Annotated in this window: 8 protein-coding genes and 1 pseudogene; 1 reads left to right on the top strand and 8 read right to left on the bottom strand. The window is 44.0% G+C overall.

The genetic code is table 11. From position 1 onward, the window contains the following. Positions 1–11: 11 nt before the first annotated feature. From SDE_RS16975 to SDE_RS22095, 3 genes are all read right to left on the bottom strand, one after another. A complete protein-coding gene (locus tag SDE_RS16975) occupies positions 12–392 on the bottom strand; it encodes a hypothetical protein (protein ID WP_041324829.1) in 381 nt (126 codons plus the stop codon). Positions 393–936: 544 nt separating this feature from the next. Continuing rightward, positions 937–1,251 carry a hypothetical protein gene (locus tag SDE_RS16985; RefSeq protein ID WP_011469718.1) on the bottom strand — a complete coding sequence of 105 codons (315 nt, stop codon included), beginning with the start codon at positions 1,249–1,251 and terminating at the stop codon, positions 937–939. A gap of 345 nt (positions 1,252–1,596) precedes the next feature. Next, positions 1,597–1,935, bottom strand: coding sequence for a hypothetical protein (locus SDE_RS22095; RefSeq protein ID WP_011469719.1), 339 nt, complete (start codon positions 1,933–1,935; stop codon positions 1,597–1,599). Between the two features lie 147 nt (positions 1,936–2,082). Here SDE_RS22095 and SDE_RS16990 point away from each other — a divergent pair. Then, a pseudogene (locus tag SDE_RS16990) lies at positions 2,083–3,060 on the top strand (transposase). Positions 3,061–3,246: 186 nt separating this feature from the next. Here SDE_RS16990 and SDE_RS16995 read toward each other — a convergent pair. The 5 genes from SDE_RS16995 to hemA all read right to left on the bottom strand — a co-directional run bounded on the left by SDE_RS16995 (position 3,247) and on the right by hemA (position 15,061). Next, positions 3,247–3,744: a hypothetical protein gene (locus SDE_RS16995; RefSeq protein ID WP_041324833.1), complete on the bottom strand. Its 498-nt coding sequence runs from the start codon at positions 3,742–3,744 to the stop codon at positions 3,247–3,249. Beyond that, on the bottom strand, positions 3,731–11,272 hold the full coding sequence (locus SDE_RS17000; protein ID WP_011469720.1) for a SpvB/TcaC N-terminal domain-containing protein: 7,542 nt from the start codon (positions 11,270–11,272) through the stop codon (positions 3,731–3,733). Before SDE_RS17000 ends, SDE_RS16995 begins: the two co-directional genes overlap by 14 nt. 573 nt (positions 11,273–11,845) lie before the next feature. After that, positions 11,846–12,712, bottom strand: a complete 867-nt coding sequence (gene prmC, locus SDE_RS17005) for a peptide chain release factor N(5)-glutamine methyltransferase (RefSeq protein ID WP_011469721.1) — start codon at positions 12,710–12,712, stop codon at positions 11,846–11,848. Continuing rightward, positions 12,705–13,787 (bottom strand): peptide chain release factor 1, encoded by a 1,083-nt coding sequence (gene prfA / locus SDE_RS17010; protein ID WP_011469722.1) that lies wholly within the window; start codon positions 13,785–13,787, stop codon positions 12,705–12,707. Before prfA ends, prmC begins: the two co-directional genes overlap by 8 nt. After that, positions 13,784–15,061, bottom strand: coding sequence for a glutamyl-tRNA reductase (gene hemA / locus SDE_RS17015; RefSeq protein ID WP_011469723.1), 1,278 nt, complete (start codon positions 15,059–15,061; stop codon positions 13,784–13,786). Before hemA ends, prfA begins: the two co-directional genes overlap by 4 nt. Positions 15,062–15,242 lie beyond the last annotated feature (181 nt).

The following is a 15,242-nucleotide window of genomic DNA, read 5'->3' on the forward strand; positions in this document are numbered from 1 at the left end:
CACCCCACAAACTACCCGCAGAATTTGTTTTCACAAAAATAAACGTGGTTTATTTTCGGGTAGAAATTAGAACCATTTTGAAAACAGCCATGCAACTGAACCGATATTTTTGCCTCCGTCAGCTTTGCACTTAATATGGTGGAATAAAACAGACGACCGCTCTCGCTAGAAGTATCGATGGCATAATAGCTTTTAGCATTACACTCTGCTTCTGACGGACTAAACTCACCTTCATCCAACATCTGGTGCAATCTTACACGAACATAACCGGCCCCCAGAGTTACCCCCTTTATAGTTGCTGGCTCGGTATACGTTTCTGCATTTATCGCACTCGATAGCGTAATAATTAGAAAACCTAGCAATGCATTTTTAATTTTGGTATACGTACACATATAGCTCAATCTCGATTTTAATTGCTCTAAAATAATTAATGACTTGATTATTTACTTACAATTAACTCCATGAATCTACCTTAACCATACCTGATCAATTATGGGCCAGCCGGAATCACACCCAGTTAAGGCTAATCGAACACTCTTGCCCGTCGTATATGCAGTAAGTAGTGCTGAGTACTTTCTTTTACCTTGCTCTGAATCCGGATTTTGAAGAACCAAATATACCGTGCTTTCGCACCCTCCGGGGTTTTCGGTGCCTGGCATTGTAATTAGCACCATGTTTTGAGAATATACACGAATCGACTGCACCTTATGATCCCCAGACCAACCATCATAGCCAAATGCATTAAGGGATAAACTAAATATTAATACCGCTAAAACCTTTCTCATAAAGCCCTCATATTCTAATTAATTATTGGTTATCGATTATTTTCATAAAACGTCCTTCCCCTAAAGCAGGACAACGAAGTCAGAGTTACCTACAATCAGCCCCCCTTCAGTTAACAATATCAATCATTCTAAGTAATTAAATAGCGCCTTGTTAGTTAATATAAATATCTTTAGTTTTGTACCAAGTACCCAAACAACCTTCTAGGGTTACAGTCACATTCGCACCGGCCAACTTAGCGGCTAAGATTGCTGACTTTAGCGCTGGGTCTGCACTGCTAGTACCCGCCCAACCATTTCCTTCCGGGCACTCATTTCCTTCTATCGCCTTAGGAAAGCCGCCACTTAACGTAAATGCTATGCCACCAGATGCAGCGATAAACACTTTATGTATTTCACCTGAATCTTGTGTATACGAAAAAGCAGATTGCGCGCTTAGTAAAATTATAATGGTAATAATAAATTTCATAGAAAACCTACTCGTAAATATTTTCTTATATTGCAGCTGCATATACACTCATAAACGCCTGCCCCATGCCCGTGCATATATGTGATGCACTCATCACCAATCAATGTATGATTTTTATTACAACGCCCAGTCTAGCTTATCCATATCTAACCGAGCAGCCGCATCAGCACTCGCATTGACAGTCACCGCAAACAACTTTCTGTATATTACCCTCCACTATTCCTTTATAAATTCACAATATGACAATTGGTGACAACTATTAACTATATTCGTTGCGCCACATAACCATCTAATACTGACATCACAATAAAATTCACTCTAGCTCGTGACTCCACCTTTTTACTATCAACTTTCAGCGGGGTCGAACTGAGTAACCTGGCAATAACCAGAAGCAGCTGGTGAGGTGTAAACGGTTGCACTTCTTCCCATAGCCCACGAGGTAAGTACTAGGGATGTCATAGTTGTATGCTCTTGCTTAACCAACATCCAAAAATAACCGCTAGTACAATTATGTGGAACTTCTGGGTTTGAGCTGGATTCGCCTATCCGAATAAGCAATCCAGAAGACAAGCTAGTAACGTTCACTATTTTACCGGTTACGTAAGATGGCCCCGAGGTAGCGAAACTTACTGTAGAGAGAAGTAGAAAAAATATAGCAACAAAGTAATTCCACTGACTTTTCATAACTTAACCTATAATTTAATTGGAATTCAGCTACTCGATAAATAACCTTTTTACCAAACTAGCTACTGTTTACACTTTACAAACCCGCATTGACAGCCACCGCAAACAACTGTATAAAACACTGTATGCACTTGACAGGAGGTCGCTATGCCTAAACCCCGTAAAATGCAGGTTTGTTTAGACGCCACAGCTTATTACCATTGCACATCTCGCTGTGTACGCCGCGCGTTTTTGTGTGGCATAGACAACTTAACTGGCACAAACTACGAGCACCGAAGGCAATGGGTAGAGGAAAGGATTCACCTACTTAGCCAAGTATTCTGCATAGATATTTGCGCCTACGCCGTTATGTCTAACCATCTGCACATTGTTTTACACATCAACACGGCTAAAGCAGAGCAATTATCCCTTACCGATATTGCTAACCGCTGGCATGCTATTTACAAAGGCACGCTACTTACTCAAAAATTTGCTACTGGCCTACCTTTAAGTAAAGTTGAGTTAGACGCCGTAACCGAAAAGCTAGAACAATGGCGCGAGCAACTTTCTAGTATTAGTTGGTTTATGCGGGCATTAAACGAACCTATTGCGCGGCAGGCAAACGCCGAAGACCGCTGCACTGGAAGCTTTTGGGAATCGCGCTTTAGTTCGCAAGCGTTATTGGATGAGAAAGCCCTAGCTGCATGCTTGGCTTATGTAGACTTGAATCCCGTCCGTGCGAAAATGGCCGATACGCCAGAAAATTCCGATTTCACCTCTGTAAAACTTCGTACTGAACAACTAAAAAAGAATAAAGCCCAACCAAACTGCCTTTACCCTTTTGTAGGCAACCCGCGCGAACCTATGCCCGATGGTTTGCCCTTTAAACTTTAAGACTATTTGAATTTAGTCGATTGGACCGGACGTATTTTACGCAAAACCAAACGCGGAGCCATTGCCGAAAACTTACCGCCCATTTTACACCGGATAGGCATAGAGGCCAACGAATGGCTTACATTAACTGCACAATTCGAGAGAAAAACATCTACTTTTGCAGGCAGCGAAAGCAAAATTAGAATTGCTGCCGAGTTACTTGGCTATAAAAAGCCACCTGGCATCGCTAACGCGAAAGCTCTATTCGCTTAAACACAATTCCAACTTCTTTTTTTCAATACCCTCTTAAGTTTCGCTCGCCTTAAATTTGATAAAACAGCTTGTATTCAAGGGTATTGGACATTCATCATTTAAAATCAAACAAAAGAAAAAACAAACGAAAATAAAAACAGGCACTAATTAAATTTCTTTAACTAGTGCCTGTCTTGATTATTCCATTTAATTCCTTTCCCACCTTAACCTTCTACCATTTACGTTTACATTAAGGTCACAATATTCTTTACGTATTTTACTACCGACAGCAATACTCTCCCATAAGTGAGCAGGAAAAAACTCATATACGACACCATCCACAATCAAAGTACGTGAATCATGATTATTTGAAATGTATTTAGCTTCAACCTTTCCATTTATTTCTACGCTTTCCATCTGAAAATCAGCATACCTATTCGATGCATACACCACTAACACCAACGACACAGGAAGAGCAAGAAGCTGAATCACATTGAATTTATTCTTAAACAAATAAATACATGACAAAACATATCCGCCCGTCAAGATACCAGCAGCCAAACTAGAACCGTGCAGCAATATTTCAAACCCCTCCGAACGAGAGCATACCTCATTCTTACCACCAATAAATACTAAGGCTATCATCCAAACTATAAGCAGCAGTAGAATTACAACCCGTAACATAAGGGCTTTACTGCTCGACATAGAATGTCTCCTGATATGAGGCAGATATTGGCGTCGCACCAACAGAAGGGCCAAAGGTTATTCCAATCCACCCCTCCCCCCCCGACGATTTCATACCTTCCCAAGGAGACCAAAAGAGAGAGAACGAAAAATATCCAACTCCAAAAGCAGCCGCGTTAAAATCCCCACTCCACGCTCCTGTGCCTAAAGCAAACACTAGCTCCATACCAGCACCATACTCAATGCCATCCCCGGACCCAGTGAACGTATAGTATTTTCCCACGACCTCTCCATTCTCCAAGAACTTCTGTCCATTAAAACCGTATATCCCTCCGCCCTCAGAAGTGAGCATATTAATGGTTGCTGCAGACACATGCGCTCCGCTAGAAAAATTATGTTCTATATCGTAACTCCCATCATAACCATGGCACAAACCCTTACAGTAAGCGCTCTCCTTTCTTGCTATCCTTCTTTGTGCCTGATCTGACATTTTCTTAATCTGTGCGGTTGTAAACTCATTAAACAAAAACTGAAAAGCAGCCGTCTTAGCACCATTAGCAAACTTCCCCCCAGTAAACTTAGAAACAGTGCCACCAACTGCACTTGAAAGCGCCAACCGCTGTATAAACGTACCACCGGGTGAAGCCCCCGTCACTCCTTTGGTTATGCCAGCCGATATAAACCCATGTCCAAACTCCCCTCCCTGAAGTTTCGCAAGTACCCCTCCGACACTAGCGTGCGCTGTAATTTGCGCAGCTACTTGACCACGCGTAAGAGTGTTACCACCAAACTTAACAAGATTAGCATCGTATGGACTGTAAAACGGATCCTCTAAATGAGCAGCTCCGAGATCACTAAATACCTTGCCCACTGCATAGAAAGCAGCAGCACTCACCCCAGCTGTAATAGCACCTTTGAGAACATCCCCCCCTGTAGCCCCAGCGCCAGCCGCCCCTCCAATAGCACCATAAGACGCCATACTCCAAAATTTAGCGCCCCATGGCTGCCAAGCAGTAAGCACCAAGCTAACAATCGTTCCAACATAAGGTTTAGCATCATTCCAAGCGTTGCTCCATTCATCACTAATCCAATTGAACCCAGTAGGATCCACTCCGTTCAGAGGGTTATTCATTATATATGAATAACGATTATACGACCCCGTATCTGTGGCCGCCTGCACAAACGGATCCGCCTGTAAAAACCTCGCTAACTTGGCATCGTAAATACGCCCATTCATGTGAATAAGGCCCACCTCATCCAACATTTCATGGCCTGTGTAGCCTTTACTGGTGATGCTATCGTTGTAGTTAAACAGCTCGGTTACCGTTAATACCGGAAGGCCGGCCGATTCTTTGCGCCGCTCACCCCACGGGTTAAAGCTTAAACTTTGCTCCACAGTTCCATCCGCTAGCGCTATAACATCTAACGAACCTAAGTGATCATTAAATATAAAGCGATGCACCAAATCATCTAGTTTGGCGTTAGCGGTATCTGTGGTGACGGTTTGTTGGCCACCCGCCACGGTGCGGCGCCACTCAAAGGTGTCGCCTTGTTTAATACGTTCGATATTACCTAGGTACACCGTGGTTTTGTTTTTACTTGCATCGGCGGTGTTACTATCTATTTGCAAGTAACGCCCCCTATCTGCTCCGTAGGCAAAGGTAGACGTATGATTACCTTTTGAGATGGTTAGGGGTTTATCGAAGGTGCTATAGGTTAGCGAACGGCCATCACCACTGGTGTTGTTACCATTGTTATCGTAATAATAGGTCGCACCACCCGCTGTTTTAACTGCATGACGTCGATCGGTGTGGTAGGTATAGCTGCCTACGCCCTCTTTATAGGTAATATTACCAATGCTGTTATACCTAACATCTTGCTGCTCGGTGGCCAGCCCCGCACAATTGCTAGCGCTGGTTGTGCCAATATTAGTTTTAACCAAACGGTTTAGACTGTCGTAGCAAAAGCTTTCTTGCAGGTTGCGGTTTTGCGAATTACTTATTGCACTTTGGTTCTGGCGCGACAATAAGTTACCTAGGTCGTCCCACTTGTAACTAATGTGTTGAGTAGTATTGTTGCTTGGCTCCTCACCATAACTAGGAAACCAGTGACCATAATAAGCAACCTGCTTTTGGAGACGGCCTGTAGCGGGACTAAAATTAAGCACGCGCGTGTAGGTGTTACCCTGCCCAAGGGTGGCCTTAATAACTTGACCGCGAGCATTGGTATTAACGGTTTGATACAAGGTTTGGTTGGTTGTTAGATCTGTAGTGGACTCTAAAAAGCCGGTTGTTGTGTAATTATTTTTAACGCCACTGGCTACCGGTACGCCACCATCCGTAATGAGGTTATGCATAGCATCGTAGGTAGTATCTACACGGCCCGCCACATCGTATGTTTGGCTGGTAGTAAACACCTCTAGAGGTGTTGTATTGTTATCGTCTGTGTCTATGTGCTTAGTATTTTTAAACGGCCTACCGTAAAAATCGAACTCGGCATATTCACAGGTTTTTGCGGTTGCGCTTGCACAGGTAGTGTGACTTGCATTTGTGCTAAGTATTACAGCCGTTGCTTGGCCGTAGGCGTTATCTAACACGGCGCTATTGGTATCTGTTTTACCATCGTAATAATAGGTAGTATGCAGTTCGACATCGGTCGCATTAGCATCGCGGTAATCGGTCCGCGATGCAATACGCCCAAGCAGGTCGTACCTGTTAACTACTTTTTGGTTTTTACCATCGGTTTGCGAAACAAGCTCGCCAAATGCATTGTAGGTATAGGTCCAATTACCTTTATCAACATCTTGCATGGCCTTTTTGCGACCTGCATCGTCGTAGTCGATATGGGTATTTATCACATCGTTAGCGGCTTCGCCTGTGTGTACATTTGTATCGGTTAACTTACCTTCTGAGTTATACACATAACGAATAAACGCATAACTATTGTTGGTATCGTGCGTGTTATCTTCTACTTGTATCAATTCACCAAAGCTATTTTTAGTTTCGCGCTTAGTTTGGCCAGCAGGGTTGCTAGTAATGGTGGACGCACCGTTGTAAGCAATACTACTTGTTACAAAACCATCGTCGTTATCTGCCGGTGCGGTAATAGAACGGGACCGCCCCAAAATATCGTAGCGAGTGGTCGTCCAATATTGCGCATAACTAGTAGAAAAATAGGGCGCACTAACCGCGATAACTCTGCCCAAATTGTCGTATTGGGTATCGGTAAATACCCAGCGGTTTTCAAAATCTAACGCCGCTTTACGCATTGGCCGGCCAACCCTATCAAAATAGGTGATAGAAGTGGCGCCGTGTTGCTGACTTACGCGCATGGCATATTGAGCATGGGCAGGGCAGGCGGGGCTTACCTGATTACAGCTTAGGTATTCCGTGGTAACTCTGTTTTGTGCAGTGTTATCTTCTTTGCTTACCTCTCTCCCTAGTAAATCGTAACCTATTGTAGATACAGCACCACTGACGGATTGGATGCTAGTCGGGCGGCCGAAAGCATCACGCGAGAGTATCTCGCTAATAATTTTACCGTTGTGGTCTTTACTTGATACTAAGTAGCGGCCGTTAGCGTCGTAAACACTCTCACTTTTGCGGGTAACAATGCTCTCACCGTCCCAGCCGGTAACTTCTACTATGGTTTTATTACCGAAGGCGTCGTAATGGTGCTTGGTTACACGCGCTATAGATTGGTCGCTGGAAATTATTTGCTCTTCATCCAACAAACCATTGGTATAGTAAGTAAAACTCACTTCTCGCTCGGTAGTTATTCCATCGCGAACACCCGTGTATTGAGACGCAGCTAGCCTGCCTAACTGCGCATAACTTAGAGATTCACCATGCAGCGTGATGCCTTCACCATTACCATAGGTGTTTATCGTAACCTTAGATTGAGTGACGGTTTTGATTTGCCCTGCATTGACGATATCTGGATAGTTACCTTCGGTTATAACTTCTGTGCGGGTAACGTTACCAAAATCGTCGTACTGAGTATCTGTAGTTACCACTGTAAGTGGTAAGGATGTATCTACCGACAAGCCATCGCCGACACCACTTTCTTCTTCTGCTATATCCGTGCTGCTTGGGTAAACCTTTTCTACGCTAGAGACTAACTGAGGCCGAAAGTAATTTTCATTTACAGATTTATCCTCGTAATTATTTTCCGAGAAACTTAGCATTTCACCATCAGGTGCATATACGGTTGTTTGCAAAGGCCGCCCAATAAACGGGAACTGCTGATTATAAACGGTAGTAGTGTAAACACCTGTTTGTTTATCAATTGTGCTCAGCGTTTTAAAACCTAAAAAGCCTCTGCCACCGCCCTGCAATTTGGCCTCCGAGTACAAATAATCCACTTGACTGGTTGCATCTGGGTTACTTGCAACTGGGGAGGAGCTTTCAACAGATGTAACAATAGGCATCGCGGAATACATATCGTATACAGGTTTCAGGTATTCAGGATCAGTATGCTCTAAGTCGAAGGGGTTATTAAGCAACCTAAAGAATTCAGAAAAACTTACCTCACGCGAGGTACAGGTTGTCATAGCTGTTCCGTCATCACTGTAACACGGGTGCGTGTGCTCATTTACTAACTGAGATTTAACTTTTAACCGATCATAATGACGGCTTTTGTTCATCGATTCGTAATTAATTGAGGTTACCGAGCCGAAATTATTATCAACTCCAACAATCAGATTTTTTACGCCTGAATTGGCATTAAAAATCACCCCTATAGAGCGCACTGCATCCGCTTCGGTGTTATAGGCATTTTTGGATTTGATGATATCTACACCGCCGTCACTATTCGCATCCACAGCCATATAGAGGTCGTAATTTGAGGTGGTAATTGGAAGCTTTATAGGCGAAGTAAATGTTTCGGTAGATGGCTGCCAATAAGCAACAAAGAGCCCGGTACTAGCTTGCCAAAAAATATCCGAGTAGCCATCTTGGTTAAAATCAACCACTTGGAATCGTTCTGGCGCGACCCCCAACTCAGTTGTATTCTTACCAACAGTACCGTTGCTGTTCGGCTTTAAAGATACCCGCTTAGGTAGAAACGAAGGCTGTATTGGCACTTCAGACCCCAAATCAAACCCGCTACCATTATTTAAATACAGTTTATAGCTATTACTATACGTATAGATAATATCCGCTAAACCATCACCATTAAAATCACCGGTGTAGACATGCTTTTTAATATTTGGCTCTTCATTGAGACAGAAGCTATTGCGACAATCCTTCAAGTCCGACCAAGAATGAAAACTGCCATACCCAGATTCAGTTTTAACGCTTACAGCGATTGTAGTGCTAAATCGTTGAGCACTATTTGTAGTATCTCTTGGGTCGTCTGGCTCTCTAGGATATTGAGAATTATAGTAACGAACTACATCCACTTGACCATCACCATTGAAATCCCCATAGGCTATGGGCTTAACACCTACTGCAATACTCGATTTATTCGTATATATATTGTTATCAGTATCACTACGGGTAGTGCTTTTGCCTCGGATCGCTATACTGGATGTACCCACTAAATCAACTAAACCATCAGCATTAACGTCAATAAACGTACCTGAAATAGTGCTAGGCAAACCCGCACTTTCATACCGATCACTTACAACCCAACCTCCATCCTCTTGTGGAACAGACAAATAAAGCTTCCATCCAGAGTTTTCGTTATATCGAATTGCAACATCTTGACGACCGTCCGCGTTGTAATCCAATACGCCTATCGAATACCCGGTATCACCTTCTTCATACCTTTTTGAAGTAATCACATCTGTTTTTCTGAACATGGAACATCCAGCGCCACTTGGTTGCGAGCGCATAACTACTGTCCTAAAGCTAGGCTCTGCATTCTCATCGCCAAATTGATTATCTAAATCCAACCAGCCGTAAACTAAATCTACACAACCGTCGCCATTTATATCTGCTTGTTTTTGATCCATTAGCAAATTATTAGACGCTCTAGCAATTTCTTTCTCTAGAAAATCACCCTCACTAAACCAATTACTTTTTGTTTTCCAATCAAATTCCAGCGCTGGCAAACAATTAGCTTCGCTACCTGCACACTCCTGCACCCTCTGCATTCGACTTAGAGTGTTATCAGTTTTAACTTTTAGGTAACTTAGATAGTAATTACGCAACACGTCTCCACTATTCTTTACTGTAATTCCTTTCAACCGCTTTGTTGTTGTAATTTTCTGCCCGAGCAAGTGACTAACAATAGGATCGGGACGATTATCGGAATAATTGAATATTACTTCCGCTTCGCCACCAGCATAAGAAATACTCGTGAGACGATGATTATTGAAATCCGAGCTGTAGTTGTAGTTAATTGCATTCCCGATATTGTCTTGTACATCTGATAAAGACCAAGACACAATTTTATCGCTTACTTTAACCTTTGAATCGTCAGTATAACCGTAGCGCTTTAGGGATCCATCTTTAGCTATTACAGTAAAATAATTGGGGTTGCCTATTGCGTCTCCGACAGCTTTTATTTCAATTGCGTAGTTGTCTATCTCTGTTTTATATGTGGAATTAGCTGCACCATATTCACCATCGACAAGCACAAGTCGCTGGCCATCTAGGCACAGTCGATCCTCCTCATTGAGCTTAATTGGCTTAGCAATCCCATCTTGATATAACGTACTTGCACACCGAGATATTCCGGAACCAGCAGACAAGGACCACCCCAAACCTACTATCCCGTTACCCCCTTGAGAAGAATAAGAAAGTGAAACACTCGGCTGCACACCTGCGACCCCGCTTGGCAAGGCAATGGGAAGGTTATAAGTCGCAGCCCCCGTTTCTGAGACACGAAATTCACCGCCCGTAGAGCCAGAGAAGGATGAAGGATAAGCAGGAAGAGGATCTTGAACAAAATCGATATTCGTATACGCCCCCCCACCCAATATACTTATTGCAGCAAATTCTGGGTTTTCGTTAGGCACAATGATATCGAGATAACCATCCCCATTAACATCTTTGAGCGAGATATCTGCTCCACCATTTTTAATTAAACGAGATAAATCAGTTGGGTAGGCTACCATCGGCGATGTCGGGTCTGCGCCGTCATACAGTAATGCTCCTGAATCACTTACTCCAGGTAAAAGCAGGTCTGATTTGCTATCCCCATTGAAATCCGCAACAAAATATCCGTCACCGGCTTTAAGCAGTACCAAACCAAAGTTTACAATTTGCTCTTCAGTTAAAGCTGGAGACACCTCCTCAAAGGTGGTAGAGAAGCCCCACTGAAGCTCTGTAGACGTTCCACCTCCGGTATGGTAAACAGTCACATTTTCGCTAGTTGTAGCTAATTTATAGCTACTTTGAGGCGGAATAATAAGTGGAATAGATATATCTGAATAAATTAGTACAAATTGCGGTTTAGCATGAAAGTAATAATCATTTTTGCCATCATAATTTATATCGCCCATGTAAATATCGTATTTACTTGTATTAAATTCGATCGCCTGAGTAGCGCCTGAAAATGCTATCAAGCAGAAGAACACGACATAAATTATCCGATTAAACATTCAAATCTCCATTGAGAATATCTTGATAAAAATAACGAAAACTAATAGCACTAAAAATTATTAATGCAGTGGAACTACCACAAGGGAGCATACGACGAAATACCAAGCTAGCAGCTGATTCAATTTAGCGAGCAACAAATCACACTAAATTAACAGATAAAATAAGGGGGACGGGGGGGGGGTACAAACTTCCCTATCAAGCTCTCCCTACTAGCCTTGCCAAACAAAACTCAATTAACCACATAATCTCGCTGCCAATCATTTGATTCTTCTTGGCGCAAGCAACAGTCCTTCTGGACCCGCGCGCAACTTTAAATAATCTAACACCAAACTTCTAGAAGTTTTTATTAATACCAGCAACTTAATGAAACTTAAACACGAAGAAGCAATAATAAAGCATTAGAGTAACACAACCTTCCCCCCCCCCTTAAGTGCCAACCACAAGTGCCTGACACAAAAAAATACTTACAACCAAAGGCGCCAAGAGGTAATAAAACGGCCACACCAAATTAAAAACCAATCTGTAAGCAACAATTTTCAGCAACGTGCTTCTGAAAAACACACAAGAAAAAACTACCCCACAACCCCCAACGTAACCCTATCATTCCCCCCATTATCCTTCTCACTCCTCACCCCCACATAACCGTTTTTCTCAAAAACACCCCGCACAGCCTCCGCCTGCTGCCAGCCATGCTCTACACATAAAAAACCGTTTGGTAACAAGTGTTGTTTTGCGTGCTCGGCTATATGCTGAATATCGGCTAGCCCTTGGTTGGGGGCAACTAAGGCGGTTAGGGGTTCGAAGCGAACGTCGCCTTGTTTTAAGTGGGGGTCTTGTTCGTCTATATAGGGTGGGTTGCTTACAATTACATGAAACTTTTGCAAAGTTATTGCGCTAAACCAATCGCTGTGTAAAACCGTTACGTTTTTAAATCCGAGGGCTGCGCGATTTTTTTCTGCTAGCTCTACCGCCTGCGGCATTTTATCTACGGCGGTAATGTTTGCGGTGGGCAATTCAGAGGCGAGGGCTAATGCTATTGCACCAGTGCCTGTGCCTAAATCTAAAATACGAATATGCTCTTGCGGATTTTTTTGCTGTAGCGTTTGCGCAAGCTCTAGCGCTACTTCTACCAGTATTTCGGTATCGCCGCGCGGAATTAATGTTGCGGGGCTTACTTGTAACGGTAAGCTCCAAAATTCTTTTTCACCAGTTAGGTACGCAATAGGCGTGCCCTGCTGGCGCTGCGAGACCAGCTGGTTAAATTGTTGAAGTTGATCTGGGGAAGGGATTTTATCGCTCCAGGTGTATAGCCAGGTGCGATTTTTTTGCATTACAAATGCAAGCAGGACTTCTGCATCCAAGCGCGAGCTATCACTAATATCACTTAACAATAGCTGCGCTTGCTGCAAACATGCTTTTATGGTGATGGGGTTATTCACTTAATGCGGCGAGCTGATCTGCTTGATACTCGTTTACCAACGGCTGAATAACATCACCCAATGCGCCTTGCATCACTTCGTCTAATTTGTATAACGTTAAATTAATACGGTGATCGGTAACGCGCCCCTGCGGGAAATTGTAGGTGCGAATACGCTCGGAGCGGTCGCCACTACCAACTAAACTTTTACGCGCACTCGCTTGCTCGGCGGCAGCTTTTTCTTCTTGCGCCATACTTAAACGCGACGCCAATAACGACATAGCCTTGGCGCGGTTTTTATGCTGCGAGCGCTCATCCTGGCATTCCACCACCACACCTGTAGGTATGTGCGTTAAACGTATTGCTGAGTCCGTTTTGTTAACGTGCTGACCACCCGCACCACTTGCGCGGAAGGTGTCTATGCGCAAATCGGCTTTATTGATATTCACTTCCGCCATTTCATCGGCTTCGGGCATTACCGCTACAGTACAAGCAGACGTATGAATACGGCCCTGCGATTCCGTTTCGGGAACACGCTGTACTCGGTGCGCACCAGATTCAAATTTTAATTCTGAATATACGCCTTGGCCCACTACGCGAGTAATAATCTCTTTATAGCCGCCGTGCTCACCTTGGTTTTCGCTGATTATCTCAACCTTCCAACCTTTAGATTCAGCATAACGCGAATACATGCGGAACAAATCGCCAGAAAAAATCGCAGCCTCATCACCACCGGTACCGGCGCGAATTTCCAAGAATACGTTTTTGCCATCGTTCGGGTCTTTGGGTAACAAAAGCTTTTGCAGCTCTAACTCTAGCGGCTCTAATGCGGCTTCGTTTTCTTTTAGCTCATCTTGTCCCATTGCCCGCATATCTGGGTCACTATCGCTAATAAGTACTTTGGCTTCGGCTATATTGCCCAAAACAGTGTTGTACTCGTTATAGCATTTAATTACGGGTTCTAGCTCTGCGTATTCGCGGCCTAGGTCACGAAATTTATCTTGGTTAGAGATAACATCTGGGTCCCCCATTAGGGCGCCCACCTCGGTGAACCGTTCGGCCAAATGCTCTAATTTTTCTAAAATCGACGCTTTCATTCTTTCTCACTTTTGGATTCGTTTGCGCTGGGCAAACTAAAAAGCGTGCGCACGGTGCGAAGCATATCTTGCTCGCCATCTGCGCCAGCTTGTTTTAACTGGGTACTAGGTGTGTGCAAAAATTTATTGGTAAGGCTGCGCGCTAACTGCTCTAATACTTGCGCGGGGTCTGCGCCGGCTTCTAGCGCTTTACGGCTTTTTTCTAACTCTTGTTCGCGCAGGGCATCCATGGTTTGGCGCAGGGCCTTAATGGTATCTACGCTTGTTAGTGCGCGCTGCTCTCGCTCGTAATGAAGCAGGCCTTCAACAATAATTTCTTCGGCAATTTTAGCTGCCTGTTGGCGCGAACGCATATTCTCGTCGATAACTTCTTTTAAATCATCAACCGTATAAAGGTACACATCCGCTAAGTCGCCCACCTGCGCTTCAATGTCACGCGGTACCGCAATATCCACCATAAACATAGGCTTGTGACGACGGCGTTTTAACGCCTGCTCCACTGCACCTTTACCTAATAACGGCAATTGACTCGCTGTGGACGAAATAACAATATCGGCGCGATGTAAATGCTCGGGAATATCGGCCAGCAAAATAGCTTCGGCACCAAACTGCTCTGCCAAGCTGCGCGCATTACCTAAAGTGCGGTTAGCAACAATAAGCTTTTTAATGCCCTGCTCGGCCAAATGCCGCGCGACCAGCTCGATAGTTTCACCCGCACCTATTAATAGGGCTGTATCTTGTTTTAAATCGGAGAAAATTTGCTGCGCTAGCGATACCGCCGCGTAGGCAACCGAAACAGGGTTTTCACCAATGGCTGTTTCTGAGCGCACACGCTTGGCCACAGAAAACACACGCTGGAACACATCGTGTAAATGCCCACCCAGCACGCCCGCCTCTCGCGCCACCGCATAAGCCGATTTCATTTGCCCCAGTATTTGTGGCTCCCCTAATACTAGGGAATCTAAGCCACTGGCCACTTTCATCATATGGCTGGCAGCTTCGCTCGCGGTATATAAGTAGTGGGATTGCTCAAGCTCGGCAACATTAACTTGCTTGTATTCTGCCAGCCATTGAATAAGGCTATTAGCCTGACTCGAACCATAGGCATATAGCTCGGTACGGTTACAGGTAGAAAGAATCGCAACTTCGCTTAAACCCGCACCAGCAATTGCCGCGCGCAGGGCGGACTCTATCTGCGTTGAACTAAACGCCACTTTTTCGCGAACATCTAGGCTCGCAGTATTGTGGTTAATGCCTAACGCAATTAAAGTCATGAAACGGAAACAATCTTATTGTGCGGAATTTGGGGGGTCATTTTCTTTGTTGAGGCTTGATAAGGCAAGCTTCACACCAATATAGGTGAGTATATCTTTGAATTATGCCGTGCTAGTACGTTTTTTATACATGCAAACACCCTTTTATTAGCGAAAAACTCTAGTAAAACACAGGTACAGC

This window comes from Saccharophagus degradans 2-40 (assembly GCF_000013665.1).
Lineage (GTDB): Bacteria > Pseudomonadota > Gammaproteobacteria > Pseudomonadales > Cellvibrionaceae > Saccharophagus > Saccharophagus degradans.

Excerpts from the sequence above, each read along its gene's own strand:
- SDE_RS16975 (WP_041324829.1), bottom strand. The coding sequence starts at position 392 with ATGTGTACGTATACCAAAATTAAAAATGCATTGCTAGGTTTTCTAATT.
- SDE_RS16985 (WP_011469718.1), bottom strand. The coding sequence starts at position 1,251 with ATGAAATTTATTATTACCATTATAATTTTACTAAGCGCGCAATCTGCT.
- SDE_RS22095 (WP_011469719.1), bottom strand. The coding sequence starts at position 1,935 with ATGAAAAGTCAGTGGAATTACTTTGTTGCTATATTTTTTCTACTTCTC.
- SDE_RS16995 (WP_041324833.1), bottom strand. The coding sequence starts at position 3,744 with ATGTCGAGCAGTAAAGCCCTTATGTTACGGGTTGTAATTCTACTGCTG.
- SDE_RS17000 (WP_011469720.1), bottom strand. The coding sequence starts at position 11,272 with ATGTTTAATCGGATAATTTATGTCGTGTTCTTCTGCTTGATAGCATTT.
- prfA (WP_011469722.1), bottom strand. The coding sequence starts at position 13,787 with ATGAAAGCGTCGATTTTAGAAAAATTAGAGCATTTGGCCGAACGGTTC.
- hemA (WP_011469723.1), bottom strand. The coding sequence starts at position 15,061 with ATGACTTTAATTGCGTTAGGCATTAACCACAATACTGCGAGCCTAGAT.